At 63.7% G+C, this 22,177-nt stretch carries 38 protein-coding genes; 34 read left to right on the forward strand and 4 right to left on the reverse strand.

Going from position 1 to position 22,177, the window contains the following annotated elements; all coding sequences use genetic code 11:
- From KUV38_RS18315 to KUV38_RS18365, 11 genes are all read left to right on the forward strand, one after another.
- Positions 1-118 (forward strand): hypothetical protein (locus KUV38_RS18315; RefSeq protein ID WP_222470894.1); only part of this gene is annotated, 118 nt, incomplete at its 5' end.
- 118 nt (positions 119-236) lie between these two features.
- Positions 237-545, forward strand: a complete 309-nt coding sequence (gene rpsJ, locus KUV38_RS18320) for a 30S ribosomal protein S10 (RefSeq protein ID WP_074258233.1) — start codon at positions 237-239, stop codon at positions 543-545.
- Positions 546-559: 14 nt separating this feature from the next.
- Positions 560-1,438: a 50S ribosomal protein L3 gene (gene rplC / locus KUV38_RS18325; protein ID WP_222471678.1), complete on the forward strand. Its 879-nt coding sequence runs from the start codon at positions 560-562 to the stop codon at positions 1,436-1,438.
- A complete protein-coding gene (gene rplD / locus KUV38_RS18330) occupies positions 1,435-2,055 on the forward strand; it encodes a 50S ribosomal protein L4 (protein ID WP_222471679.1) in 621 nt (206 codons plus the stop codon). Before rplC ends, rplD begins: the two co-directional genes overlap by 4 nt.
- Positions 2,052-2,348 carry a 50S ribosomal protein L23 gene (locus KUV38_RS18335; protein WP_222471680.1) on the forward strand — a complete coding sequence of 99 codons (297 nt, stop codon included), beginning with the start codon at positions 2,052-2,054 and terminating at the stop codon, positions 2,346-2,348. The genes rplD and KUV38_RS18335 overlap by 4 nt, the downstream gene beginning before the upstream one ends.
- Positions 2,349-2,491: 143 nt before the next feature.
- Positions 2,492-3,334 (forward strand): 50S ribosomal protein L2, encoded by an 843-nt coding sequence (gene rplB / locus KUV38_RS18340; protein WP_222471681.1) that lies wholly within the window; start codon positions 2,492-2,494, stop codon positions 3,332-3,334.
- Between the two features lie 3 nt (positions 3,335-3,337).
- Positions 3,338-3,616, forward strand: coding sequence for a 30S ribosomal protein S19 (gene rpsS / locus KUV38_RS18345; RefSeq protein ID WP_074257799.1), 279 nt, complete (start codon positions 3,338-3,340; stop codon positions 3,614-3,616).
- A 2-nt stretch (positions 3,617-3,618) separates the two neighbouring features.
- A complete protein-coding gene (gene rplV, locus KUV38_RS18350) occupies positions 3,619-3,999 on the forward strand; it encodes a 50S ribosomal protein L22 (protein WP_222471682.1) in 381 nt (126 codons plus the stop codon).
- Entirely contained in the window at positions 3,999-4,703 is a 705-nt protein-coding gene (gene rpsC / locus KUV38_RS18355) for a 30S ribosomal protein S3 (protein ID WP_222471683.1), read from the forward strand. Before rplV ends, rpsC begins: the two co-directional genes overlap by 1 nt.
- A 12-nt stretch (positions 4,704-4,715) precedes the next feature.
- Positions 4,716-5,129, forward strand: a complete 414-nt coding sequence (gene rplP / locus KUV38_RS18360) for a 50S ribosomal protein L16 (RefSeq protein WP_222471684.1) — start codon at positions 4,716-4,718, stop codon at positions 5,127-5,129.
- Between the two features lie 89 nt (positions 5,130-5,218).
- Positions 5,219-5,452, forward strand: coding sequence for a hypothetical protein (locus KUV38_RS18365; RefSeq protein WP_222471685.1), 234 nt, complete (start codon positions 5,219-5,221; stop codon positions 5,450-5,452).
- Positions 5,453-5,548: 96 nt separating this feature from the next.
- On the opposite strand, the gene KUV38_RS18370 is transcribed toward KUV38_RS18365, so the two are convergent.
- Positions 5,549-6,169, reverse strand: a complete 621-nt coding sequence (locus tag KUV38_RS18370) for a TIGR02466 family protein (RefSeq protein WP_222471686.1) — start codon at positions 6,167-6,169, stop codon at positions 5,549-5,551.
- Between the two features lie 132 nt (positions 6,170-6,301).
- On the opposite strand from KUV38_RS18370, the gene KUV38_RS18375 reads away from it, so the two are divergent.
- The 14 genes from KUV38_RS18375 (at position 6,302) to KUV38_RS18440 (ending at position 12,551) form a co-directional block, all read left to right on the forward strand.
- Positions 6,302-6,676, forward strand: a complete 375-nt coding sequence (locus KUV38_RS18375) for a DoxX family protein (RefSeq protein ID WP_222471687.1) — start codon at positions 6,302-6,304, stop codon at positions 6,674-6,676.
- Between the two features lie 129 nt (positions 6,677-6,805).
- Entirely contained in the window at positions 6,806-7,003 is a 198-nt protein-coding gene (gene rpmC / locus KUV38_RS18380) for a 50S ribosomal protein L29 (protein WP_140012679.1), read from the forward strand.
- 3 nt (positions 7,004-7,006) lie between these two features.
- Positions 7,007-7,237, forward strand: coding sequence for a 30S ribosomal protein S17 (gene rpsQ / locus KUV38_RS18385; RefSeq protein ID WP_074257808.1), 231 nt, complete (start codon positions 7,007-7,009; stop codon positions 7,235-7,237).
- Between the two features lie 76 nt (positions 7,238-7,313).
- Positions 7,314-7,682, forward strand: coding sequence for a 50S ribosomal protein L14 (rplN, locus tag KUV38_RS18390; protein WP_074257809.1), 369 nt, complete (start codon positions 7,314-7,316; stop codon positions 7,680-7,682).
- Position 7,683: 1 nt separating this feature from the next.
- The gene (gene rplX, locus KUV38_RS18395; RefSeq protein WP_222471688.1) at positions 7,684-7,995 is read left to right on the forward strand and encodes a 50S ribosomal protein L24; all 312 of its coding nucleotides are present in this window, start codon (positions 7,684-7,686) and stop codon (positions 7,993-7,995) included.
- Positions 7,988-8,551, forward strand: coding sequence for a 50S ribosomal protein L5 (gene rplE / locus KUV38_RS18400; RefSeq protein WP_222471689.1), 564 nt, complete (start codon positions 7,988-7,990; stop codon positions 8,549-8,551). The genes rplX and rplE overlap by 8 nt, the downstream gene beginning before the upstream one ends.
- Positions 8,552-8,561: 10 nt before the next feature.
- Positions 8,562-8,867 (forward strand): 30S ribosomal protein S14, encoded by a 306-nt coding sequence (gene rpsN / locus KUV38_RS18405; RefSeq protein ID WP_222471690.1) that lies wholly within the window; start codon positions 8,562-8,564, stop codon positions 8,865-8,867.
- A gap of 12 nt (positions 8,868-8,879) precedes the next feature.
- On the forward strand, positions 8,880-9,269 hold the full coding sequence (rpsH, locus tag KUV38_RS18410; RefSeq protein ID WP_222471691.1) for a 30S ribosomal protein S8: 390 nt from the start codon (positions 8,880-8,882) through the stop codon (positions 9,267-9,269).
- 12 nt (positions 9,270-9,281) lie between these two features.
- Positions 9,282-9,812, forward strand: coding sequence for a 50S ribosomal protein L6 (gene rplF, locus KUV38_RS18415; protein ID WP_222471692.1), 531 nt, complete (start codon positions 9,282-9,284; stop codon positions 9,810-9,812).
- An 11-nt stretch (positions 9,813-9,823) separates the two neighbouring features.
- Complete coding sequence (gene rplR / locus KUV38_RS18420; protein WP_222471693.1) at positions 9,824-10,183, forward strand: 50S ribosomal protein L18; 360 nt, start codon at positions 9,824-9,826, stop codon at positions 10,181-10,183.
- Positions 10,184-10,325: 142 nt separating this feature from the next.
- The gene (gene rpsE, locus KUV38_RS18425) at positions 10,326-10,898 is read left to right on the forward strand and encodes a 30S ribosomal protein S5 (RefSeq protein WP_222471694.1); all 573 of its coding nucleotides are present in this window, start codon (positions 10,326-10,328) and stop codon (positions 10,896-10,898) included.
- A gap of 12 nt (positions 10,899-10,910) precedes the next feature.
- A complete protein-coding gene (gene rpmD / locus KUV38_RS18430; protein ID WP_074257817.1) occupies positions 10,911-11,099 on the forward strand; it encodes a 50S ribosomal protein L30 in 189 nt (62 codons plus the stop codon).
- A 120-nt stretch (positions 11,100-11,219) separates the two neighbouring features.
- A complete protein-coding gene (locus KUV38_RS18435) occupies positions 11,220-11,447 on the forward strand; it encodes a hypothetical protein (protein ID WP_222471695.1) in 228 nt (75 codons plus the stop codon).
- A 327-nt stretch (positions 11,448-11,774) separates the two neighbouring features.
- Positions 11,775-12,551, forward strand: coding sequence for an MBL fold metallo-hydrolase (locus KUV38_RS18440; RefSeq protein WP_222471696.1), 777 nt, complete (start codon positions 11,775-11,777; stop codon positions 12,549-12,551).
- A 59-nt stretch (positions 12,552-12,610) separates the two neighbouring features.
- Here KUV38_RS18440 and KUV38_RS18445 read toward each other — a convergent pair whose 3' ends face one another.
- On the reverse strand, positions 12,611-13,909 hold the full coding sequence (locus tag KUV38_RS18445) for a DEAD/DEAH box helicase (protein ID WP_261385462.1): 1,299 nt from the start codon (positions 13,907-13,909) through the stop codon (positions 12,611-12,613).
- Between the two features lie 323 nt (positions 13,910-14,232).
- A complete protein-coding gene (locus tag KUV38_RS18450; RefSeq protein WP_222471697.1) occupies positions 14,233-15,411 on the reverse strand; it encodes an ammonium transporter in 1,179 nt (392 codons plus the stop codon).
- Between the two features lie 258 nt (positions 15,412-15,669).
- On the opposite strand from KUV38_RS18450, the gene KUV38_RS18455 reads away from it, so the two are divergent.
- The 9 genes from KUV38_RS18455 (at position 15,670) to rplQ (ending at position 21,869) form a co-directional block, all read left to right on the forward strand.
- Complete coding sequence (locus KUV38_RS18455; protein WP_222471698.1) at positions 15,670-16,050, forward strand: hypothetical protein; 381 nt, start codon at positions 15,670-15,672, stop codon at positions 16,048-16,050.
- A 198-nt stretch (positions 16,051-16,248) separates the two neighbouring features.
- Complete coding sequence (rplO, locus tag KUV38_RS18460) at positions 16,249-16,722, forward strand: 50S ribosomal protein L15 (RefSeq protein WP_222471699.1); 474 nt, start codon at positions 16,249-16,251, stop codon at positions 16,720-16,722.
- A 108-nt stretch (positions 16,723-16,830) separates the two neighbouring features.
- Positions 16,831-18,210: a preprotein translocase subunit SecY gene (gene secY, locus KUV38_RS18465; protein ID WP_222471700.1), complete on the forward strand. Its 1,380-nt coding sequence runs from the start codon at positions 16,831-16,833 to the stop codon at positions 18,208-18,210.
- Positions 18,207-18,788 (forward strand): adenylate kinase, encoded by a 582-nt coding sequence (locus KUV38_RS18470; RefSeq protein ID WP_222471701.1) that lies wholly within the window; start codon positions 18,207-18,209, stop codon positions 18,786-18,788. The genes secY and KUV38_RS18470 overlap by 4 nt, the downstream gene beginning before the upstream one ends.
- Complete coding sequence (locus KUV38_RS18475; RefSeq protein ID WP_222471702.1) at positions 18,785-19,099, forward strand: hypothetical protein; 315 nt, start codon at positions 18,785-18,787, stop codon at positions 19,097-19,099. Before KUV38_RS18470 ends, KUV38_RS18475 begins: the two co-directional genes overlap by 4 nt.
- Positions 19,100-19,407: 308 nt before the next feature.
- The gene (gene rpsM, locus KUV38_RS18480) at positions 19,408-19,776 is read left to right on the forward strand and encodes a 30S ribosomal protein S13 (RefSeq protein WP_222471703.1); all 369 of its coding nucleotides are present in this window, start codon (positions 19,408-19,410) and stop codon (positions 19,774-19,776) included.
- Positions 19,777-19,791: 15 nt separating this feature from the next.
- Positions 19,792-20,187 carry a 30S ribosomal protein S11 gene (gene rpsK / locus KUV38_RS18485; protein WP_222471704.1) on the forward strand — a complete coding sequence of 132 codons (396 nt, stop codon included), beginning with the start codon at positions 19,792-19,794 and terminating at the stop codon, positions 20,185-20,187.
- Positions 20,188-20,297: 110 nt separating this feature from the next.
- A complete protein-coding gene (locus KUV38_RS18490; RefSeq protein WP_222471705.1) occupies positions 20,298-21,314 on the forward strand; it encodes a DNA-directed RNA polymerase subunit alpha in 1,017 nt (338 codons plus the stop codon).
- Between the two features lie 132 nt (positions 21,315-21,446).
- On the forward strand, positions 21,447-21,869 hold the full coding sequence (rplQ, locus tag KUV38_RS18495; RefSeq protein WP_222471706.1) for a 50S ribosomal protein L17: 423 nt from the start codon (positions 21,447-21,449) through the stop codon (positions 21,867-21,869).
- A 108-nt stretch (positions 21,870-21,977) separates the two neighbouring features.
- Here rplQ and KUV38_RS21025 read toward each other — a convergent pair whose 3' ends face one another.
- Positions 21,978-22,112, reverse strand: coding sequence for a hypothetical protein (locus KUV38_RS21025; RefSeq protein WP_261385463.1), 135 nt, complete (start codon positions 22,110-22,112; stop codon positions 21,978-21,980).
- Positions 22,113-22,177 lie beyond the last annotated feature (65 nt).

Here is a 22,177-nt window from a genome sequence, read left to right on the forward strand (position 1 = left end):
CGTGTCGTTCACCGTTGAGCTGATCGCCCCGATCGCCATGGAAGACGGCCTCCGCTTCGCCATCCGCGAAGGCGGCCGCACCGTCGGCGCAGGCGTCGTCTCCAAGATCATCGAGTGATCTCGACGATCAGATAAGAGCGCCGGCGGTTTGGGCCGCCGGCAATACTTGAAACCGGTTCGAAGAGGGGCGGGTCTTTCGCCCCTCCTCTCAATCGTAAAGGAACGCAAAAATGGCCATTCAAAGCCAGAATATCCGTATCCGCCTGAAGGCGTTCGATTACCGCGTGCTGGACGCCAGCACCCAGGAAATCGTCAACACCGCCAAGCGGACCGGCGCGCAGGTGCGCGGGCCCATCCCGCTGCCGAACAAGATCGAGAAGTTCACCGTTCTGCGCGGCCCGCACATCGACAAGAAGAGCCGTGACCAGTGGGAGATCCGCACCCATAAGCGTCTGCTCGACATCATCGACCCCACCCCGCAGACCGTGGACGCGCTCATGAAGCTCGACCTCGCCGCCGGCGTGGACGTTCAGATCTCGGTCTAAGGGAGGGCATTGGTATGTTGCGCTCTGGAGTGATCGCAAAGAAGGTCGGCATGACCCGGCTCTTCATGGAAGATGGCAAGCAGATCCCGGTGACGGTTCTGCAACTCGACAACCTGCAGGTGGTGGCCAAGCGCACCGCCGAGACCGACGGCTACTCCGCCGTTCAGCTCGGCGCTGGCACGGCCAAGGCCAAGCGCACCTCCGCGCCGATGCGCGGTGTATTCGCGGCGGCCAAGGTGGCCCCCAAGCGCAAGCTGGCCGAGTTCCGCGTGGACCCCGAGAACTTGATCGAAGTGGGCGAGGAAATCACTGCCGACCACTACTTTGAAGGTCAGTTCGTCGATGTCTCTGGCACCTCGATCGGTAAAGGCTTTGCCGGTGCGATGAAGCGGCACAACTTCGGTGGCCTGCGGGCCTCCCACGGTGTGTCGATCTCCCACCGTTCGCACGGCTCCACCGGCCAGTGTCAGGACCCGGGCCGCGTGTTCAAGGGCAAGAAGATGGCCGGTCACATGGGCGCCGCCCGCGTGACCACCCAGAACCTTCAGGTGGTCCGCACGGACAGCGACCGTGGCCTGATCATGGTCAAGGGCGCCGTTCCGGGCTCCAAGGGTGGCTGGGTGACGATCAAGGATGCGGTGAAGAAGCCGTTCCCCGAGAACGCCATTCTTCCCGCCGCGCTGAAGTCCGCCGCCGAGGAAGCCGCGAAGGCCGCTGAAGAAGCCGCCGCCGCTGCTGCCGCCGAGGCCGAAGCCGAAGAGAAGCGCCTGGCCGAGGAGGCTGCGGCCGCCGAAGCTGCTGCGCTGCAAGAGGCTGAAGCATCGATCGAAGCCGACAAGGCCGACGAGGGCGATGCCCCCGCAGCCGACGAGAAGAAGGACGGTGACGAATGAAACTCGACGTGATCAAACTGGACGGCGGCAAGGCCGGGTCGGTCGATCTGGGTGATGAGGTCTTTGGCCTCGAGCCCCGCGCCGACATCCTGCATCGTGTCGTCCGCTGGCAGCGCAACAAGGCGCAGGCCGGTACGCACAAGGTCAAGACCCGCTCCGAGACGAGCTACTCGACCAAGAAGATCTATCGCCAGAAGGGCACCGGCGGCGCACGCCACGGTGACCGCAACGCGCCGATCTTCCGCAAGGGTGGTATCTACAAGGGTCCGACCCCGCGCAGCCACGGCCACGATCTTCCCAAGAAGATCCGTGCGCTCGGCCTGAAGCACGCACTCTCCGCCAAGGCGGCAGAGGGCAAGCTGGTGGTGCTGGACGAGGCCGTGATGGCCGAAGCCAAGACCTCGCTGCTCGCCAAGCAGGTGAAAGAACTCGGCTGGAAGAAGGTGCTCATCATCGATGGCGCCGAGCTGAACGAGAACTTCACCAAGGCCGCTGCCAACCTCGCCGGCGTGGACGTGCTCCCCTCGATGGGCGCCAACGTCTACGACATCCTGAAGCGTGACACCCTGGTCCTCACCAAGGCCGGTGTCGAAGCCCTGGAGGCCCGTCTGAAATGAGCGCCAAGGCAGAACATTACGACGTGATCGTGAAGCCCGTCATCACCGAAAAGGCCACCATGGCCTCCGAGGCGAACGGCGTGGTCTTCGAGGTCGCAATCGACGCGAACAAGCCCCAGATCAAGGAGGCCGTCGAGGCGCTCTTCGGTGTGAAGGTGAAGGCCGTGAACACGACCATCACGAAGGGCAAGACCAAGCGCTTCCGCGGCCAGCCCGGCAAGCGCAAGGACGTTAAGAAGGCCTACGTGACGCTCGAAGAGGGCAACACGATTGACGTAAGCACCGGGCTCTAATAAGAGACCGCATCCGATCGGCCCCGGATTCGTCCGGGGCCGTCGCTTTTGCCGGAAACGGCACACCCATCGGGCACCTACGGGGGCCTATAACATCAGGGCAGCGCCTGCGCCGCCCGCACAGAAAACGGAAGACAGTTAACATGGCACTCAAGTCGTACAAACCGACGACGCCGGGCCAGCGTGGGCTGGTTCTGATCGACCGTTCGGAGCTGTGGAAAGGACGTCCGGTCAAGTCCCTCACCGAGGGCCTGACCAAGAAGGGCGGCCGGAACAACACCGGACGGATCACCGCCCGCCGTCGTGGCGGCGGGGCGAAGCGTCTCTATCGCATCGTTGATTTCAAGCGCACCAAGATGGACGTTTCGGCGACCGTCGAGCGGATCGAATACGATCCCAACCGCACCGCCTTCATCGCCCTCATCAAGTATGAGGACGGCGAGCAGGCCTACATCCTTGCCCCCCAGCGCCTCGCCGTTGGCGACAAGGTGGTCTCTTCGGCCAAGGCCGACGTGAAGCCGGGCAACGCGATGCAGTTCATCGGCATGCCGATCGGCACCATCATTCACAACATCGAGCTGAAGCCCGGCAAGGGTGGCCAGATCGCACGCGCCGCGGGCACCTACGCCCAGTTCGTCGGCCGTGACGGTGGCTACGCCCAGATCCGGCTCAGCTCCGGCGAACTGCGTCTCGTGCGTCAGGAATGCATGGCCACCGTTGGCGCCGTGTCGAACCCCGACAACTCGAACCAGAACCTCGGCAAGGCCGGACGCGTCCGCCACATGGGCAAGCGCCCCTCCGTGCGCGGTGTCGCGATGAACCCGATCGACCACCCCCATGGTGGTGGTGAAGGCCGCACCTCCGGTGGCCGGACCCCGGTTACCCCGTGGGGCAAGGACACCAAGGGTCGCCGCACCCGTGACAAGAACAAGGCGTCGCAGAAGCTGATCATCCGCTCGCGTCACGCCAGGAAGAAGGGTCGCTAACACATGTCGCGTTCTGTTTGGAAAGGCCCGTTTGTCGACAGCTATGTCCTCAAGAAGGCCGAGAAATCCCGAGAGTCGGGCCGCAACGAGGTCATCAAGATCTGGTCGCGCCGCTCCACCATCCTGCCCCAGTTCGTGGGGCTCACCTTTGGCGTCTACAACGGCAAAAAGCATATCCCGGTCAACGTGACCGAGGACATGATCGGCCAGAAGTTCGGTGAGTATTCGCCGACTCGCACCTACTACGGCCACGCCGCAGACAAGAAAGCGAAGAGGAAGTAACCATGGGCAAGGACAAGAATCCCCGCCGCGTGGAAGACAACGAGGCGCTGGCCAAGGCCCGCATGCTTCGGACCTCGCCGCAAAAGCTGAACCTCGTCGCTGCGATGATCCGCGGCAAAAAGGTCGAGAAGGCCCTGGCCGATCTCACCTTCTCCAAGAAGCGGATCGCCGTGGACGTGAAGAAATGTCTTCAGTCCGCCATCGCCAACGCCGAGAACAACCACAACCTGGACGTCGACGAGCTGATCGTCGCTGAGGCCTGGGTCGGCAAGAACATGACGATGAAGCGCGGTCGCCCGCGTGCCCGTGGCCGCTTTGGCCGCATCGTCAAGCCGTTTGCTGAACTGACCATCAAGGTCCGCCAGATCGAGGAGCAAGCCTGATGGGTCAGAAAGTCAATCCGATCGGCATGCGGCTTCAGGTGAACCGCACCTGGGACAGCCGCTGGTACGCCGACACCAAGGACTACGGCAACCTTCTGCTCGAAGACATCGCGATCCGCGAGTTCATCGAGGAAGAGTGCAAGCAGGCCGGCGTCAGCCGTGTGATCATCGAGCGCCCGCACCGCAAGTGCCGGGTGACCGTTCACACTGCGCGTCCGGGCGTGATCATCGGCAAGAAAGGCGCCGATATCGAAACCCTGCGCAAGAAGCTGGCGAACATGACCGACAGCGAGCTGCACCTCAACATCGTTGAGGTTCGCAAGCCCGAGCTGGACGCTGCTCTGGTGGCCGAAAGCATCGCGCAGCAGCTCGAGCGCCGGGTGTCGTTCCGCCGTGCCATGAAGCGCTCGGTGCAAAACGCCATGCGCATGGGTGCCCTGGGCATCCGGGTCAACGTCGCGGGCCGCCTTGGCGGCGCCGAGATCGCCCGGACCGAGTGGTATCGTGAGGGCCGCGTGCCGCTTCACACCCTGCGCGCCGACATCGACTATGCCCACGCCGAAGGCTCCACGCCCTACGGCATCATCGGCATCAAGGTCTGGATCTTCAAAGGCGAGATCATGGAGCACGATCCTTCGGCCCGTGATCGCAAAGCCCAGGAGCTCCAGGAAGGCGGCGGCCCGCGCCCCCGCCGCGACCGGTAAGGAGACGGAAGAATGCTGCAACCCAAACGCACTAAATTCCGCAAGATGCACAAGGGCCGCATCAAGGGCGAGGCGAAGGGCGGGTCTGACCTGAACTTCGGCACCTACGGCCTGAAGGCGATCGAGCCCGAGCGCATCACCGCGCGCCAGATCGAGGCCGCCCGCCGTGCCATGACGCGCCACATGAAGCGTCAGGGCCGTGTCTGGATCCGGATCTTCCCCGATCTGCCCGTCACCTCCAAGCCGGTTGAAGTCCGGATGGGTAAAGGTAAGGGCTCGGTGGATTTCTGGGCCGCCAAGGTCAAGCCCGGCCGCGTGATGTTCGAGATCGACGGCGTCAGCGATGAAGTCGCCCGCGAAGCCCTGCGCCTCGCCGCGATGAAGCTGCCGATCAAGACCCGGACCATCGTTCGCGAAGATTGGTGATCGGCCACTTCGGCACCGATCATGATTGAAACAAGCAAACCCCCGTCAGAGCGATCTGGCGGGGGTTCGCATTTGGGAAGATCCAACCAATGACCTATGTGGAATGCGTTGAGGCCGCACTCGACTGGCCCGTGGTGGTGACACTGCTCCTAGGCGCCTTTGTGTGCTTGGCTGCTGGTATTGTGCTGCGCAACCGCCTGTCCCGCGCACGTCTTTCGGTTCTGATTGCTTGTGTCGCCATCGTCACCGCGGGCGTCGCCACGATGCTCTGGTACGCCATTTATGAGCTTCAGTGCGTCGAGATATGGGAACTCGAGAACTGACACTAACCCTTGGCCCTCGCCATTATGTAGCTGCAATCCACCGCCGAGAGATCGGGGCCACTACACGAGTGGTCAAAACGGTAGCGTGCCTTCTTCTCACTCCCACCGATAATTGAAACTCACCGAGACCCGCTCCTCCTCGGCCATGTTCATCGGCACCTCATGGCGCAGCCAGCTTTCCCAGAGCAACACGTCCCCCACCGCGGGCGCCACCGAAACGAAGCGTTTCAACTCCTCTCGGCATCCCTTCCGGCGCATCGGGGCGGCCATCATCCGGGCGGAGCGCGGATCTTCCAGCTTCAGCGCCGAGGTGCCTTCGGGCATCGACACGTAGGTGGTGCCCGAGATCACGGCGTGGGGGTGGATGTGGGAGCCGTGGGAGCCGCCTTCGGGGAGGATGTTGATCCACAGGTCTTCAAGCACCAGCGCCCGCCCGTCGAGGTCCAGCTGCAGGTCTTCAGTAAAGGCGGCGACGTGGGCATCTAGCGACTTGGCCAGCGCCTTGAAGATCGGAAAGCGCCAGGGGAGGTCGGAGAGGGAGGCATAGGAGGTGTAGCCCGGATAGCCGTTCTCCTCACACCATTCCTGCCCGGCCTCGTCATCTTCGGCGATGGTGAAGCAGCTCGCTTCCAGCTCGTCCTGATCAACCTTCGGACCATGCTCTGAGAGGGCCGCACGGTAGAGGCGGGTGACGAAGAGGGAGGAGATTTCGGGCATGGGGGCCTCCGGTGTTGGGGTTGAGGCTGGGTTAGCACCCGGCCCGCAGCGGGGGAAGTCCGGACCGACTGCAATAAGGGTTGAGATCAACGCAAATGGATGGTAGCCAATGCCACAAACCGGAGGCCCTTCATGAAACTCGCTGGCTGGATCATCCTTGCCCTCTTCGCTCTCTTCATGCTTGGGGCCTCGGTCGCGCCGAAGCTGCTCAGGCTGGAGGCTGCCCGCGCGCCGCTGGAGCAGATCGGCTACCCGGTCAAATACCTCCTGCTGATCGGGCTGATGGAGCTGGCGTTCACGCTTCTGGTGCTCTACCCGCGCACGGCCCTGCTAGGCGGCATCCTGATGACGGGGCTGCTCGGAGGTGCCATCGCCAGCCAGCTCCGGGCCGAAATGCCGCTTGCTTCCCACACCCTCTTCGGGGTCTATCTCGGGCTTTTCATGTGGCTTGGCATCGCGCTGCGGAGCCCCGCGTTGCTCGCCATATTCGCCGGCCGCGGGCAGTAACGGCCAAAACCCCTTGCCACGCCGTTGATTCCCCCCTATAGGGCGGGCCTTCACCACGTGAACTCCACCGGGCGCGGGGTCACCCATGATGCGGGGCCCTCCGGTGAATGTTGAAAAAGGAAATAGGCGATGAACGCCCAGGAACTGCGTGACAAGACGCCGGACCAGCTCCGCGATGCTCTTGTCGACCTCAAGAAAGAAGCCTTCAACCTGCGTTTCCAGCAGGCTGGCGGCTCGATCGAAAACACCGCCCGCATGCGCACCGTCCGTCGTGACGTGGCCCGTGTGAAGACGATCCTCAACGAAAAAGCCAAGGCGGAGGCGTAACAGATGCCCAAGCGTATCCTGCAAGGCGTCGTGACCAGCGACCAGAACGAACAGACCGTGACCGTGCTCGTCGAGCGCCGCTTCAAGCACCCGCTGCTGCACAAGACCGTCCGGAAGTCCAAGAAATACCGTGCTCATGACGAGCAGAACACCTTCAAGGTGGGCGACACCGTGCGCATTCAGGAATGCGCGCCGAAGTCGAAGACGAAACGCTGGGAGGTTCTGACAGCCTAAGCTGCCAGACCTTCCGGTTTGAGCGAAACCCTGGGGGAGCTAACAAGAAAAGCCCCCATAGGTCGGGAGAAACCTAATGATCCAGATGCAGACCAATCTGGATGTTGCTGACAACTCCGGCGCCCGCCGGGTTCAGTGCATCAAGGTCCTGGGTGGTTCCAAGCGTAAGTACGCTTCGGTAGGCGACATCATCGTCGTCTCCGTGAAGGAAGCCATCCCGCGCGGCCGCGTGAAGAAGGGCGACGTGCGTAAAGCCGTTGTCGTTCGCACCGCCAAGGAAGTGCGTCGCGAAGACGGCACCGCGATCCGCTTCGATCGCAACGCCGCCGTCATCCTCAACAACAACAACGAGCCTGTCGGGACCCGTATCTTCGGCCCAGTCGTTCGCGAGCTTCGCTCGAAGAACTTCATGAAGATCATCTCGCTCGCCCCGGAGGTGCTGTAAGATGGCCGCGAAACTGAAGAAGGGTGACACGGTTGTCGTGCTCACCGGCAAGGACAAGGGCAAGACCGGCGAGATCCAGTCGGTTGACCCGAAGGCCGGCAAGGCCGTGGTGGAAGGGCTGAACATGGCCATCCGTCACCAGCGCCAGGGCCAGAACACCCAGGGCGGCCGCGTGCCTCTCGCCATGCCGATCGATCTTTCGAACCTCTCCTACGTGGATGCCAACGGCAAAGCCACGCGCGTGGGCTTCAAGGATCAGGATGGCAAGAAAGTGCGCTACGCCAAGACCACGGGAGACGTGATCGATGCTTGATGCCGCCAGCTACACCCCCCGTCTTAAGACGTTCTACGCTGACACCGTTCGTGCCGCTCTGAAAGAAGAGTTCGGCTACAAGAACGACATGCAGATCCCGCGTCTCGACAAGATCGTGCTCAACATCGGCTGTGGTGCCGAAGCCGTGCGCGACAGCAAGAAGGCCAAGTCGGCCCAGGAAGACCTGACCAAGATCGCCGGCCAGCAGGCCATGGTGACCAAGGCCAAGAAATCCATCGCCGGCTTCCGTGTGCGTGAAGAGATGCCGCTGGGCGCCAAGGTGACCCTGCGCGGTGAGCGGATGTACGAGTTCCTCGACCGTCTCATCACCATCGCCATGCCCCGTATCCGCGACTTCCGCGGCGTGTCGGGCAAAAGCTTTGACGGCCGCGGCAACTACGCCATGGGCATGAAAGAGCACATCGTCTTCCCCGAGATCGAGTTCGACAAGGTCGACGAAGTCTGGGGCATGGACATCATCATCTGCACCACCGCTCAGACGGATGCGGAAGCCAAGGCGCTGTTGAAGCAATTCAACATGCCCTTCACCAGCTGAGGAAACGACCATGGCAAAGAAAGCAATGATCGAACGCGAGAAGAAGCGTCAGAAGCTGGTGGAGAAATATGCCGCCAAGCGTGCCGCTCTGAAAGAGATCGCGAATGACGAGAGCAAACCGATGGAAGAGCGGTTCAAGGCCCGGCTGAAGCTGGCCAAACTGCCCCGCAACTCCTCGGCCACCCGCCTGCACAACCGGTGCCAGCTCACCGGTCGTCCGAAGGCGTATTACCGTAAACTCAAGATGTCTCGTATCATGCTGCGCGAGCTGGCCTCCAACGGCCAGATCCCCGGCATGGTCAAGTCGTCCTGGTAAGGAGGGTATGAGATGAACGATCCTCTCGGCGATATGCTGACCCGCATCCGCAACGCGCAGATGCGTGGCAAGTCCACCGTCCGCACGCCCGCTTCCAAGCTGCGTGCCTGGGTTCTCGATGTTCTGGCCGACGAAGGCTTCATCCGCGGCTACGAGCCGGTTGAAGGCACCGCCCACCCGGAAATCGAGATCAGCCTGAAGTACTACGAAGGCACCCCGGTGATCCGTGAACTCAAGCGCGTGTCCAAGCCCGGTCGTCGGGTTTACATGGGCGTCGGCGACATCCCCTCGGTCCGTCAGGGCCTTGGCGTCTCCATCGTCTCGACCTCGCGCGGCGTCATGTCCGATGCAAATGCCCGCTCTGCCAATGTTGGCGGAGAGGTGCTTTGCACCGTCTTCTAAGGAGGCCCTGCAATGTCTCGTATTGGTAAACGACCGGTCGAGCTGCCCAGCGGTGTTTCCGCGGCGGTGTCCGGCCAGACCATCGAAGTGAAGGGCCCCAAGGGCGCCCGGACCTTCACCGCAACTGACGACGTGACCCTTTCGGTCGAGGACAATGCCGTTTCGGTGCAGCCGCGTGGCAGCTCCAAGCGTGCCCGCCAGCAGTGGGGCATGAGCCGCACGATGGTGGCCAACCTCGTCCAGGGCGTGACCGACGGCTTCAAGAAGGAGCTGGAGATCAACGGCGTGGGTTACCGGGCGCAGATGCAGGGCAACACCCTGAAGCTGTCGCTGGGCTACTCGCACGAAGTCAACTTCGACGTGCCCCAGGGTGTGACCGTGACCTGCCCCAAGCAGACCGAGATCATCGTTGAAGGCGCAGACCAGCAGCTCGTCGGCCAGGTCGCGGCTAACATCCGCGAATGGCGCAAGCCGGAGCCCTATAAGGGCAAAGGCATCAAGTACAAAGACGAGTACATCTTCCGCAAGGAAGGCAAGAGGTAAGGACCGGACACATGGCAAACACCAAACGCCAACTGTTCCAGAAGCGCCGCATGCGCGTCCGGAGCAAGCTTCGCAAGGTGAACGCGGGCCGCGTGCGGCTCTCCGTCCACCGCTCGAACAAGAACATCAGCGTGCAGCTGATCGACGACGTGCAGGGCGTGACCCTGGCCTCCGCCTCCACTCTGGAGAAGGATCTGGGCGTGGTCGGCAAGAACAACGTGGAGGCCGCCACCAAGGTGGGCGCCGCGATTGCCGAGCGTGCCAAGAAGGCCGGCGTCGAAGAGGCCTATTTTGACCGTGGCGGCTTCCTGTTCCACGGCAAGGTCAAGGCACTCGCCGATGCTGCCCGTGAGGGTGGTCTGAAGATCTAAGCGGTGGGCTCAGGCCCATCCGACAAGACCTGCGAGGGGCAGCGCGTTTGCCCCTCCGATGATCCGGGGCACGTGATGAAAGTCAGGTCCACCGCGATCGGAGACAACCGGCCCAGCGCCGACCATGAAAAGGACGCCATAGATGGCAGAACGTGATAACAACCGCCGCGGCCCGCGCCGCGACCGTGAGGAAACCCCCGAGTTCGCCGATCGCCTCGTGGCGATCAACCGCGTGTCGAAGACGACCAAGGGCGGCAAGAACTTCGGCTTCGCCGCGCTCGTCGTGGTCGGCGACCAGAAGGGCCGCGTGGGCTTCGGCAAGGGCAAGGCCAAAGAGGTGCCCGAGGCGATCCGCAAGGCCACCGAGCAAGCCAAGCGCCAGATGATCCGCGTGCCGCTCCGTGAAGGCCGCACCCTGCACCACGACATCGAAGGTCGTTGGGGCGCTGGCCGCGTCGTGATGCGCACCGCACCGACCGGTACCGGTATCATCGCCGGTGGTCCGATGCGTGCCGTCTTCGAGATGCTCGGTGTGCAGGACGTGGTCGCCAAGTCGATCGGTTCGCAGAACCCCTACAACATGATCCGCGCCACGCTCGACGGCCTGACGAAGGAAAACAGCCCCCGCATGGTCGCGCAGCGTCGCGGCAAGAAGGTGGCCGACATCCTCAAGAAGCCCGAAGACGCGCCGGCCGAAGAAGCCGCTGAAGCGTAAGGAGAGCGAGACATGGCAAAAACGATCGTCGTCAAGCAGATCGGCTCCCCGATCCGCCGCCCCGAAATCCAGCGCAAAACGCTGATCGGTCTGGGCCTGAACAAGATGCACCGCACCCGCGAGCTGGAGGACACCCCCTCGATCCGCGGCATGGTCGCCAAGATCCCGCACCTCGTCGAGATCATCGAAGAGCGCGGCTAAGCGATCCGGCGGATCAACCGCCGACCAGAATAGAGCACCCCGGTTCGCAAGAGCCGGGGTGTTTTCGTTTCACGCTCGCTGTAGGGTGACCAAAACGAACCAACAAAACCGAGCAGCACCATGACCCGCCTCCTCATTCTCCTCCCCCTCGCCCTCGCCGCCTGCTCCAAGGACCGGGGCGCCGATGCTGTGATGGCCTACCCCGACCAGTATCTCTGCCAGCTCCAACATGGGCAGGAGAAGACCGAGAACGCTTATGAGCGCCGCGCCGTCGAGGGCGAGATCGCCCGGCGCGGGCTGGAGTGCTATCAGGGCGTGGTGAAAACGGACTCTCCGCTCTTCCGGTAGGGGCCGCGCATCCCGTCCAGCCCTGCGTTTTCTGCAATGCGGCATTGCGGTTTCAACTGTGGTCGCCCGGCTGGCATCCGGCGTATCTGGCTGCCTGAAAAGCAACCATTTTGGAGACTCCCATGTCCCGCCTCTTCGCTCTTGTCGCCCTCATGACCCGTGGCCTCAAGTCTCAGCCCTGCCCGCATTGGTCCGATTACCTGCGCCAGACTCGCGGCTGATCTTCGCCTATCCGCACAGAAGCTGCGCCTGACTTACGAAAAAGTCATTTGCCGCAGGGTCAGCCGCCCTATCTCTCCTGACATCAACAGGAGAGGACAGCTCGAAATGACCCAGACCAGACGTACCTTCCTGGCCACCGTCGCTGCCAGCGCCGGGGCCATCACCGTTCTGCCCTATGCCCTGCGCGCAGAGGCGCATGGCGGCGACATGTTCGAAACCGCAAACGGTTCGATCACCATCCACCCGGTTGATCACGCCAGCTTCGTGATGGAGAGCCCCGCAGGCACCATCTACGTCGACCCGGTGGGCGATGCCGCCGCCTACGCCGACTTCCCCGCACCCGATCTCATTCTCGTCACCCATGAGCACGGCGACCACTTCAACGCCGAGACGCTGGCGGCGATCAAGGGCGAGGCCCACCTGATCACCAACCCGGCGGTCGCCGAAAAGCTGGCCGACATGGCGCCCGACGAAGTGCTGGCCAACGGCGAGAGCACCGAGTGGAACGGCGTCGCGATCGACGCGATCCCGGCCTACAACATCACCGAGGGCCGGACCGACTTTCATCCCGAGGGGCGCGACAACGGCTACGTGCTCACCATCGACGGGTTCCGCACCTATGTCTCGGGCGACACCGAAGACATCCCCGAGATGCGCGCGCTGGAAGATATCGACCTCGCCTTCGTTTGCATGAACCTGCCCTTCACCATGACCGCCGAGCAGGCCGCCTCCGCGGTGAAGGAGTTCGCGCCGACTTACGTCTATCCCTACCACTATCGCGGGCGGGATGACGGAACGCAGGACCCCGAGGCCTTTGCCGCCCTCGTGGCCGACACCTCCGAGGTCAAGTTTGGCGATTGGTACCACGAGATGGAGACCTGAGCCGCCTCACGGCCCAGAAACGCGAAACGCCCCGGGGATGACCCGGGGCGTTTTGCTGTTCAGGAGGCGGCTTTGCCCCGGCGCCGGGGCCTGCGGCGCTTCTGGCCCTGCGGCTTGGCCGAGGGGGCAGCAGCATGCGCGGGCTTGCCCCGTCCGGCACCACCACCGCCGCCACCGCGACGTCGGCCACCGCCGCCGCCCTTGCCGGAGCGGGCGGGGCGCTTCTCGGGCACCCAGCTTTCGCCGGAGGCCACGGTGATCTCACGGCCGATGACCTTCTGAATGTCCTTCAGCTCGCCCATCTCGACCGGCGCGCAATAGGCCACGGCAGTGCCGTCGCGGCCCGCACGGGCGGTCCGGCCGATGCGGTGCACGTAGTTGTCCGGCACGTTCGGCAGCTCGTAGTTATACACGTAGCGCACTGCCGGAATGTCGATGCCCCGCGCCGCCACATCGGTGGCGACCAGCACCAGAAGCTCGCCTTCGCGGAAAGCGGTAAGCGCCCGGTCACGCTGGCCCTGGCTCTTGTTGCCGTGAATGGAGCCTGCAGCGAAGCCTGCCTGCTCCAGCTTCTTTTTCAGCCGCTCGGCACCGTGCTTGGTGCGGGCAAAGACCAGCGCCGCCTCCTTCGGGTGGGCGGCCAGATGCTCGATCAACAGCGGCAGCTTGTCGTCCTGCTGAACGAAGTGCACGCATTGCTCGATCTTCTCGGCAGGCTTGCCCGGAGGCGCGGTTTCCACCTTCACCGGGTCGGTGAGGTAGGACTTGGAGAGCTCTTCCATCAGTTTCGGCATGGTGGCCGAAAAAAGCATGGTCTGGCGCTCGGGGTTCAGCAGCGGCGCGATCTGGCGCAGCGCGTGGATGAAGCCCATGTCGAGCATCTGGTCCGCCTCGTCGAGCACCAGAAAGCGGGTCTCGTTCAGGCGGATGGCCTTGCGCTCGATCAGGTCGATGAGCCGGCCCGGCGTGGCGACCAGCAAGTCACAGCCACGGCTCAGCCGGTCGGCCTGCGCGTTGAGCGATTTGCCCCCCACGACAAGCTGCACCCGCACCTGGGTGCCATCGGCATATGCGCGCAGGTTGTCGAGGATCTGGGTGGCAAGCTCGCGGGTCGGCGCGAGAATCAGGCCACGGGTGGTCTTGGGGGCAGGGCGCCCCTCCATCCGCAGCAGGGTGGCCAGCAGCGGCAGGCCAAAGGCGGCGGTCTTGCCGGTGCCGGTCTGGGCAAGGCCCATCACGTCGCGCCCGTTGAGCGCGTGGGGGATGGCCTTGGTCTGGATCGGGGTCGGCTTGGTGATGTTCAGCTCGGCCAGGTTGGCGAGCAGTTTGGGCGGAAGGCCCAGCATGTCGAAATCCAAAAGAATGTCCTTTCGGCGGGGGCCCTATTGCCCTCGCACGTGCAAAGCGTCCCGGCCCCTTGCGGCCGGGGATCACTCACGGGTTGCGCCAACTGCGTCTCTCCCGGGCCGGATTGCCCGAAGGACCGCGTGGCGTCTGACCCCCCGCGTGATGTGGGAACCATGTTGGTAGAAACTGCCGTGCGGGCCGCTATGGCGCCCGCTGCCCCGCTCACGCGTCGGGTGCGGCACTGGGGGCCATATGAGGGGCAATGGGTTGAAAGTCAATGAACGGCAAACGCCCCGGCACGATCCGGCCGGGGCGTTGCGCATTTGCAGAGGCCTCAGGAGGCGTGGTCGTAGGCGCTTTCTCCATGCACCGCGAGGTCGAGCCCGTTGAACTCGGTCTCTTCATCCACCCGCAGCGGGGTGACGAGGCGGCAGATGTAGATCAGCGCAAAGGTCACGACCGTGGTGAAAATGCCGACGATCACGAGGCTGCCCAGCTGCGCGGCCCAGCTGCCCGCGCCGAACACGGCTATCATGATGGTGCCAAAGATGCCGCCCACGCCGTGCACCGCCATCACATCGAGCGTATCGTCGATGCGGATCTTGTTGCGGATCAGCCCCACCGCTTCTTGGCAGAGGATGCCCGCGACGCCGCCGATGATCAGCGCCTCCACTGGCCCCACGAAGCCCGAAGCCGGGGTGATCGAGGCGAGGCCCGCGATGGTGCCGGTTACGGCTCCGACAACTGAGGCCTTGCCATACTTGATCTTCTCCCAGAGGGCCCATGTCAGCGTTGCTGTGGCGGCGCTCAGGTGGGTGACGGTTAGCGCCATCGCCGCGCCACCGTCCGCCGCGAGCTGCGAGCCACCGTTGAAGCCGAACCAGCCGACCCAGAGAAGCGAGGCACCGATCACCACGTAACCGGGGTTGTGCGGCGGCTTGTTGTCATCCTTCCGGCGGCCCAGCACCGCGGCGAGGATAAGCGCGGCTATGCCCGCCGTCTCATGCACCACGATCCCGCCGGCAAAGTCCTTAACCCCGGTCTCACCGAAGATCCCGCCATCGGCCAGAAACCCGCCGCCCCAGATCCAGTGCACTACCGGCGCGTAGCAGAGCAGCATCCAGAGGCCGGAAAAGAGGAGCACGAAGCCAAAGCCGATCCGCTCCACATAGGCGCCGACGATCAACGCCGGGGTGATGATCGCAAAGGTCATCTGGAAGGCGAAGAACAACACCTCGGGCAGCGTGCCTGCGAGGCTGTCGGTGGTGACGCCCGCGAGGAACATCTTGTCATAGCCGCCCCACCAGCTCGTGGCCTCGCCGAAGGCGATGGAGTAGCCCGCCACCAGCCAGAGCACGCTCATCAGGCAAGCAATCGCGTAGCAATGCATGAACACGCTGAGCACGTTCCGCGCGCGCACCAGCCCGCCGTAAAACAGCGCCAGCCCCGGCAGCGTCATCAGCAGCACCAGAGCCGTTGCCACAATGATCCAAGCGGTATCTGCACCAACCATCTCTGTCCCCTCCTCGGTTTGGTTGCAGGGCAAAGAGCCTTGGAGAGGCGCAAAGAAAAGCGGCAACCTTTTCGGAAGCTGCCATTTTATGCGTCAGTTCGCGCATTGCCCGCTTGTTGGGCCGTGATTGCGTCAAGCGCACAAAAAATGATCCAAAAGAAAATTCGCAAACCTGCCGAATAAATCGCGAAGCCGGGACGTAAGGGAGGTGTCTGCACAGTGCAGGCGCCCACTTGGCATAGACACGGAGACATTCAAATGACCAAGCTTTCCCTTCTCGCCCTCATCCTCATCCCCGGCGCCGCCCTGGCCGACGGCCACGGTGGCGCGCCCGTCGGCAGCGCCGAGATCGACGGCACGGCCGTTCTGGTCGATGCCGAGCAGATGACCCTCTACACTTTCGACAACGACGAGGGCTCGACCTCCAACTGCTACGATGGCTGCGCTGGCAGCTGGCCGCCCGTGCTGGCCGAAGAGGGTGCGTCTCTGCCCGAGGGCTTCGCCCTGACCGAGCGCCGCGACGGCACCAAGCAGATCACCTACAACGGCGCGCCGCTCTACCTCTGGGCAGGTGACGCGGCGCCGGGCGACATGACCGGCGATGGCGTGGGCGGTGTCTGGCACGTGGCCAAGCCTTAAAGAACCCGGCGGTGGGCGCCGACAAGCCCCTCGCGGGCGGGCCGAACCCCAGCGAGGAAAGGCTTGAACGCCCCGCCCGCCGCCGCTATACGCCCCCGGTGGCCCGAAATGGGCCCGATTCACGACCCAAGACCCAAACCAAAAATGCCGTGGCCGCCCATATCGCTTCGGGGGCGCGTCCGGCCAAGGAGAAGCGACATGAAACTCAATGAACTCCGTCCCGCCGACGGCTCGACCTTCAACAAAAAGCGCGTGGGCCGTGGCCCCGGCTCCGGCAAAGGCAAAACTGCCGGCCGCGGTATCAAAGGTCAGAAGTCGCGTTCGGGTGTGGCCATCAATGGCTACGAGGGCGGCCAGATGCCGATCTACCAGCGTCTTCCCAAGCGCGGCTTCAACAAGCCGAACCGCAAGAAGTTCGCCGTGATCAACCTCGGCCTGATCCAGAAATTCATCGACGCCAAGAAGCTCGACGCCAAGGGCACCATCGACGAAGACGCACTGGTGGCCTCCGGCCTCGTGCGCCGCAAGCTCGACGGTGTGCGCATCCTCGCCAAGGGCGAGCTGACCGCCAAGGTCGCGCTTTCTGTCACCGGTGCTTCCAAGTCGGCCATCGAGGCCGTCGAAAAAGCCGGCGGCTCGCTTTCGGTCACGACCGCGCAGGCCGCCGAGTAACACGGTTGCCCAAGGCGGCGCTGGCCCCTACATGGCTAATGACACACATGCGCCGCCGGTCCTGACAGGGCCCGGCGGCGCATCGGCATAACGAAAAGAGCACACCCCATGGCATCAGCAGCAGAGCAAATGGCCGCCAACATGAGCTGGGGGGCCATCGGCAAGGCCCCGGAGCTTCGGCAGCGGATCTTCTTCACCATCGGGCTGCTGATCATCTATCGCCTCGGCACCTACATTCCCGTCCCCGGCATCGACGGCACCGCGCTGCGGGCCTTCATGGAGCAGGCGACGCAGGGCCTCGGCGGCGTACTCAACATGTTCACCGGCGGCGCCATCGGCCGGATGGGCATCTTCGCCCTCGGCATCATGCCCTACATCTCCGCCTCGATCATCGTGCAGCTTCTCACGGCGATGGTGCCAGCGCTTGAGCAGCTGAAGAAAGAGGGCGAGCAGGGCCGCAAGAAGATCAACCAATACACCCGCTACGGCACCGTGGCGCTGGCAACCTTCCAGGCCTACGGCCTCGCCGTGTCGCTGCAGAACGGTTCCGCCGACGGCGTGCCCTTCGTCGCCGATCCGGGCCTGTTCTTCATCGCCTCCTGCGTTATCACGCTGGTCGGCGGCACCATGTTCCTGATGTGGCTGGGTGAGCAGATCACCGCACGCGGCATCGGCAACGGCATCTCGCTCATCATCTTCGTCGGCATCGTCGCCGAGCTGCCCGGCGCGCTGGCGCAGTTTTTCGTGCAAGGCCAGACCGGGGCAATCTCGGGCGGGGTGGTGATCGGCGTGCTGGTGATGATCGTCGCCGTGCTGACCTTTGTGGTCTTCATGGAGCGGTCGCTGCGCAAGATCCACATCCAGTACCCGCGCCGTCAGGTCGGCATGAAGGTCTATGATGGCGGCTCCTCGCACCTGCCGATCAAGGTCAACCCGGCGGGCGTGATCCCGGCGATCTTCGCCTCCTCGCTGTTGCTGCTACCCACCACGGTCAGCACCTTCTCCGGCAACCAGACCGGCCCGGTCATGAGCACCATCCTCGCCTACTTCGGCCCCGGACAGCCGCTCTACCTGCTGTTCTTCGCGGCCATGATCGTGTTCTTCACCTACTTCTACACCCACAACGTCTCGTTCAAGACAGACGACGTGGCCGACAACCTGAAAAACCAGAACGGCTTCGTGCCCGGCATCCGCCCTGGCAAGCGCACCGCCGAATACTTCGAGTATGTCGTCAACCGCATCCTCGTGCTCGGCTCCGCCTATCTGGCGCTGGTCTGCCTGCTGCCTGAAATGGTGCGCGGCGGCCTCGGGATCACCGCCTACTTCGGCGGCACCTCGATCCTGATCATCGTGTCGGTCGGCATGGACACCATCCAGCAGGTCCAGTCGCATCTGCTGGCACACCAGTACGAAAATCTCATTGAGCGCTCGCAGCTTCGCGGTAAAAAGCGTGGAGGTCGCAACCGGAGGGGGACAGCCCGGCGATGAACATCATACTTCTCGGACCGCCCGGAGCGGGCAAAGGCACGCAAGCCAAAATCCTCGTCGAGAGCGAGGGCATGGTGCAGCTCTCGACCGGAGACATGCTTCGCGCCGCGCGCACCTCGGGCACCGAGATGGGCAACAAGGTTGCCGAAGTGATGGATCGTGGCGACCTCGTGACCGACGAGATCGTCATCGGCCTGATCCGCGAGAAACTCGAAGAGGCCCCCGAGAAGAGCTACATCTTCGACGGTTTCCCCCGCACCCTGAAGCAAGCCGATGCCCTCGGTGAGCTGCTCGAGGAGATGGGCCAGAGCCTCGATCTGGCGCTTGAGTTGCGGGTGAACGACGAGGCGCTCGTCGAGCGCATCCTCAACCGCGCCCGCGAGGCCGTGGCCGCCGGCGGCGAAGCCCGCGCCGACGACAACGAAGAGAGCCTCAAGACCCGGCTCATGGCCTACTACAAAATGACCTCGCCGCTGGTTGGCTACTACTACGCCAAGGGCCTCTACCAGCGCACCGACGGCCTCGCCCCGATCGAAGAGGTCTCCAAGGGCGTCCGCGAGAAGCTGGGGCTGGCTTGAGCGACTGGGGCCAGCTGGCCGAGCACGCCGCCGAAGAGGCCGGTTGCTTCGCCCGCTGCCCTGACCATCCCAAGAGCCTGCTGGCTTACGATCTCCGAGATGATCTTCTCGCGCAGCGCCAGCAAGCGGCTTGGGAGGGTTTTGCAAAGGCCCTCTCCGAGAATGGCTTCGAGGGCAGCGCCGAAGCGCTGCAAGGCGAGCTGATCTTCGTCCTGCAATCCGTCGATGAGGCGTGCCCGGTCTGCGGCGCCACGGCCCCGCTGCCCGAAAACCCTGATCACCGCAGACCGCCGCACCCTTGGGCATCATAAGGCGAGCACGTATCGCCCGACCCGCCGACAACCCGGCGCAGTCATCACATCGGGCGGAGCAGGCTTTTCACCGGGGGGATTTTGCGGCATCCTGCTCGGAGACGCGATGTCTGGCACGTCAGGATTGACAATTCCTGAACGTGCCCTTGACGCGCCGTCCAAATCCCCTTACTTGGGCGCTTCTCAACCGGGAATCGCCTTTTGCGACTCGGCCGGAGAATGCATCGGCCCGGGGGCAGCCACCCTTCGGGCCTCTGTTGTGAAAAAAGGTTCTGGCAACACGGAACCGCAACCGAAGGAAGACCATTTTGGCCCGTATCGCTGGGGTAAACATCCCGACCGCAAAGCGCGTTCCGATCGCGCTCACCTACATTCATGGCATCGGCCCGGATTCGGCACGCAAGATCTGCGAAGCCGTCGGCATCGAAGTCACCCGCCGTGTGAACGAACTCTCCGACGCCGAAGTGCTCGCCGTTCGTGAGCACATCGACGCCAACTACACCGTCGAAGGCGACCTGCGCCGCGACGTGCAGATGAACGTCAAGCGCCTGATGGACCTCGGCTGCTACCGTGGCCTGCGTCATCGCCGCAACCTGCCCGTCCGTGGCCAGCGGACCCACACCAACGCTCGCACCCGCAAAGGCCCCGCAAAGGCCATTGCCGGCAAGAAGAAGTAAGGGAGGGCTCGACCAATGGCACGTGATACCCGTCGTGGCGCGACCAAGCGCAAGGTTTCCAAGAACATCGCCGCTGGCGTTGCTCATGTGAACTCCTCGTTCAACAACACCAAGATCCTGATCTCCGACGTCCAGGGCAACGCGATTGCCTGGTCCTCGGCTGGCACCATGGGCTTCAAGGGCTCCCGTAAGTCCACGCCCTACGCCGCCCAGATGGCCGCCGAAGACGCCGGCCGCAAGGCACAGGACCACGGGGTGAAAACCCTCGAGGTCGAAGTGCAGGGCCCCGGTTCTGGCCGTGAGTCGGCGCTCCGTGCGCTGGCCGCGATCGGCTTCAACATCACGTCCATCCGCGACGTGACCCCGATCGCCCACAACGGCTGCCGCCCGCCGAAGCGTCGCCGGGTCTGATCACCACGCATTAGCCGGAGGGCCTCACCGCCCTCCGGTCCGTCATTTTATCCTCGGGCGTTCGCAAGCCTCGGACATGGGCCGCGAACTGGTATGGAGGCGACATACACATGATCCACAAAAACTGGCAGGAACTCATCAAACCCACGCAGCTTGACGTGAAGCCGGGCAATGATCCCGCGCGTCAGGCCACCGTTGTTGCGGAACCGCTGGAGCGGGGCTTCGGCCTCACCCTCGGCAACGCGCTGCGCCGGGTTCTGCTGAGCTCGCTGCAGGGCGCGGCCATCACCAGCGTCCAGATCGACAACGTGCTGCACGAGTTCTCCTCCATCGCCGGTGTGCGTGAAGACGTGACCGACGTGGTGCTGAACCTCAAGGGCGTCGCCATCCGCATGGAAGTCGACGGCCCCAAGCGCATCTCGATCTCCGCCAAGGGCCCGGGCGTTGTCACCGCTGGTGACATCTCTGAAAGCGCTGGCATCGAGATCCTGAACAAGGACCACGTGATCTGCCACCTCGATGACGGTGCCGATCTCTACGTGGAGCTGACCGTGAACACCGGCAAGGGCTACGTGGCGGCCGACAAGAACCGCCCCGAAGATGCCCCCATCGGCCTCATTCCGATCGACGCGATCTACTCGCCCGTGAAGAAGGTGAGCTACGATGTGCAGCCCACCCGTGAGGGCCAGGTGCTGGACTACGACAAGCTGACCCTGAAGCTCGAAACCGATGGGTCCGTGACCCCGGATGACGCCGTGGCCTACGCCGCCCGCATCCTGCAGGACCAGCTCTCGATCTTCGTCAACTTCGACGAGCCCGAAGCCGCTGGCCGTCAGGAAGAGGACGATGGCCTCGAGTTCAACCCGCTTCTGCTGAAGAAGGTCGACGAGCTGGAGCTTTCGGTGCGCTCCGCGAACTGCCTGAAGAACGACAACATCGTCTACATCGGCGACCTGATCCAGAAGACCGAAGCCGAGATGCTCCGCACCCCGAACTTCGGCCGCAAGTCGCTGAACGAGATCAAAGAGGTTCTGTCGGGCATGGGCCTGCACCTCGGCATGGATGTCGAAGAGTGGCCGCCGGAGAACATCGAAGACCTGGCCAAGAAGTTCGAAGACCAGTTCTGATCAATTCGCGGGGCGCGTTCCGGTGCGCCCCGCATAAGACCCGGGCATCCTGCCCCAAGGAGAGTCGGCGCTACGCACGCCGGCCAGACAAAGCAAAACCGCCCGTAGAGGGCACCTTTTAGGAGAAGAAACATGCGTCACGCCCGCGGATACCGCCGCCTGAATCGCACCCATGAGCACCGCAAGGCGCTCTTCGCCAACATGGCCGGCTCGCTGATCGAGCACGAGCAGATCAAGACGACCCTGCCCAAGGCCAAAGAACTCAAGCGCATCATGGACAAGCTCATCACTCTCGGCAAACGCCAGGGCGATCTGCACGCCCGCCGTCAGGCCGCTTCGCGCCTGAAGCAGGATGCCTACGTCGCCAAGCTCTTCGAAGTGCTGGGCCCGCGCTACGCCGAGCGCAACGGCGGCTACACCCGCGTGCTGAAAGCCGGCTTCCGCTACGGTGACATGGCCCCGATGGCCATCATCGAGCTGGTCGACCGTGACCCGGCCGCAAAAGGCGCTGGCGACAAAGCCCGCCTTGAGGCCGAAGAGGCCGCAGCCGAGTAAGCTGTGCCGATTCGTGGAACAGAAAAGGCCCGCACGGTTCTCGTGCGGGCCTTTTTCTTGTGTCCGCGCTACGCGCGGCGAAACCGATTCTCCGGCTCCGTAGGCGCCTCAGGCGGCGCGGCCCAGCCCGGGGATCTCGCCCCCGGCCAACCGTTCGATCAAGCTGCGAATCTCTCCGTCGGCCACCGGGGTCGACCCGATGAATTCCAGCAGGTCAGCCCGAAGCGGAACCGGCAGGCGCATCAGCTGCGCAAAGGTTTCCGGCCTCATTTGTTGCACGAAATGACACTCCAATCGGTGTGTTTCAT

It is taken from the genome of Vannielia litorea (genome assembly GCF_019801175.1).
In the GTDB taxonomy this organism is placed as follows: domain Bacteria; phylum Pseudomonadota; class Alphaproteobacteria; order Rhodobacterales; family Rhodobacteraceae; genus Vannielia; species Vannielia litorea_B.

What these genes read in the sequence shown, in the direction of transcription:
- rplC (WP_222471678.1), top strand. Translation starts at nt 560, where the DNA reads ATGTTGCGCTCTGGAGTGATCGCAAAGAAGGTCGGCATGACCCGGCTC.
- rplD (WP_222471679.1), top strand. Translation starts at nt 1,435, where the DNA reads ATGAAACTCGACGTGATCAAACTGGACGGCGGCAAGGCCGGGTCGGTC.
- KUV38_RS18335 (WP_222471680.1), top strand. Translation starts at nt 2,052, where the DNA reads ATGAGCGCCAAGGCAGAACATTACGACGTGATCGTGAAGCCCGTCATC.
- rplB (WP_222471681.1), top strand. Translation starts at nt 2,492, where the DNA reads ATGGCACTCAAGTCGTACAAACCGACGACGCCGGGCCAGCGTGGGCTG.
- rpsS (WP_074257799.1), top strand. Translation starts at nt 3,338, where the DNA reads ATGTCGCGTTCTGTTTGGAAAGGCCCGTTTGTCGACAGCTATGTCCTC.
- rplV (WP_222471682.1), top strand. Translation starts at nt 3,619, where the DNA reads ATGGGCAAGGACAAGAATCCCCGCCGCGTGGAAGACAACGAGGCGCTG.
- rpsC (WP_222471683.1), top strand. Translation starts at nt 3,999, where the DNA reads ATGGGTCAGAAAGTCAATCCGATCGGCATGCGGCTTCAGGTGAACCGC.
- rplP (WP_222471684.1), top strand. Translation starts at nt 4,716, where the DNA reads ATGCTGCAACCCAAACGCACTAAATTCCGCAAGATGCACAAGGGCCGC.
- KUV38_RS18365 (WP_222471685.1), top strand. Translation starts at nt 5,219, where the DNA reads ATGACCTATGTGGAATGCGTTGAGGCCGCACTCGACTGGCCCGTGGTG.
- KUV38_RS18370 (WP_222471686.1), bottom strand. Translation starts at nt 6,169, where the DNA reads ATGCCCGAAATCTCCTCCCTCTTCGTCACCCGCCTCTACCGTGCGGCC.
- KUV38_RS18375 (WP_222471687.1), top strand. Translation starts at nt 6,302, where the DNA reads ATGAAACTCGCTGGCTGGATCATCCTTGCCCTCTTCGCTCTCTTCATG.
- rpmC (WP_140012679.1), top strand. Translation starts at nt 6,806, where the DNA reads ATGAACGCCCAGGAACTGCGTGACAAGACGCCGGACCAGCTCCGCGAT.
- rpsQ (WP_074257808.1), top strand. Translation starts at nt 7,007, where the DNA reads ATGCCCAAGCGTATCCTGCAAGGCGTCGTGACCAGCGACCAGAACGAA.
- rplN (WP_074257809.1), top strand. Translation starts at nt 7,314, where the DNA reads ATGATCCAGATGCAGACCAATCTGGATGTTGCTGACAACTCCGGCGCC.
- rplX (WP_222471688.1), top strand. Translation starts at nt 7,684, where the DNA reads ATGGCCGCGAAACTGAAGAAGGGTGACACGGTTGTCGTGCTCACCGGC.
- rplE (WP_222471689.1), top strand. Translation starts at nt 7,988, where the DNA reads ATGCTTGATGCCGCCAGCTACACCCCCCGTCTTAAGACGTTCTACGCT.
- rpsN (WP_222471690.1), top strand. Translation starts at nt 8,562, where the DNA reads ATGGCAAAGAAAGCAATGATCGAACGCGAGAAGAAGCGTCAGAAGCTG.
- rpsH (WP_222471691.1), top strand. Translation starts at nt 8,880, where the DNA reads ATGAACGATCCTCTCGGCGATATGCTGACCCGCATCCGCAACGCGCAG.
- rplF (WP_222471692.1), top strand. Translation starts at nt 9,282, where the DNA reads ATGTCTCGTATTGGTAAACGACCGGTCGAGCTGCCCAGCGGTGTTTCC.
- rplR (WP_222471693.1), top strand. Translation starts at nt 9,824, where the DNA reads ATGGCAAACACCAAACGCCAACTGTTCCAGAAGCGCCGCATGCGCGTC.
- rpsE (WP_222471694.1), top strand. Translation starts at nt 10,326, where the DNA reads ATGGCAGAACGTGATAACAACCGCCGCGGCCCGCGCCGCGACCGTGAG.
- rpmD (WP_074257817.1), top strand. Translation starts at nt 10,911, where the DNA reads ATGGCAAAAACGATCGTCGTCAAGCAGATCGGCTCCCCGATCCGCCGC.
- KUV38_RS18435 (WP_222471695.1), top strand. Translation starts at nt 11,220, where the DNA reads ATGACCCGCCTCCTCATTCTCCTCCCCCTCGCCCTCGCCGCCTGCTCC.
- KUV38_RS18440 (WP_222471696.1), top strand. Translation starts at nt 11,775, where the DNA reads ATGACCCAGACCAGACGTACCTTCCTGGCCACCGTCGCTGCCAGCGCC.
- KUV38_RS18450 (WP_222471697.1), bottom strand. Translation starts at nt 15,411, where the DNA reads ATGGTTGGTGCAGATACCGCTTGGATCATTGTGGCAACGGCTCTGGTG.
- KUV38_RS18455 (WP_222471698.1), top strand. Translation starts at nt 15,670, where the DNA reads ATGACCAAGCTTTCCCTTCTCGCCCTCATCCTCATCCCCGGCGCCGCC.
- rplO (WP_222471699.1), top strand. Translation starts at nt 16,249, where the DNA reads ATGAAACTCAATGAACTCCGTCCCGCCGACGGCTCGACCTTCAACAAA.
- secY (WP_222471700.1), top strand. Translation starts at nt 16,831, where the DNA reads ATGGCATCAGCAGCAGAGCAAATGGCCGCCAACATGAGCTGGGGGGCC.
- KUV38_RS18470 (WP_222471701.1), top strand. Translation starts at nt 18,207, where the DNA reads ATGAACATCATACTTCTCGGACCGCCCGGAGCGGGCAAAGGCACGCAA.
- rpsK (WP_222471704.1), top strand. Translation starts at nt 19,792, where the DNA reads ATGGCACGTGATACCCGTCGTGGCGCGACCAAGCGCAAGGTTTCCAAG.
- KUV38_RS18490 (WP_222471705.1), top strand. Translation starts at nt 20,298, where the DNA reads ATGATCCACAAAAACTGGCAGGAACTCATCAAACCCACGCAGCTTGAC.
- rplQ (WP_222471706.1), top strand. Translation starts at nt 21,447, where the DNA reads ATGCGTCACGCCCGCGGATACCGCCGCCTGAATCGCACCCATGAGCAC.
- KUV38_RS21025 (WP_261385463.1), bottom strand. Translation starts at nt 22,112, where the DNA reads ATGCGCCTGCCGGTTCCGCTTCGGGCTGACCTGCTGGAATTCATCGGG.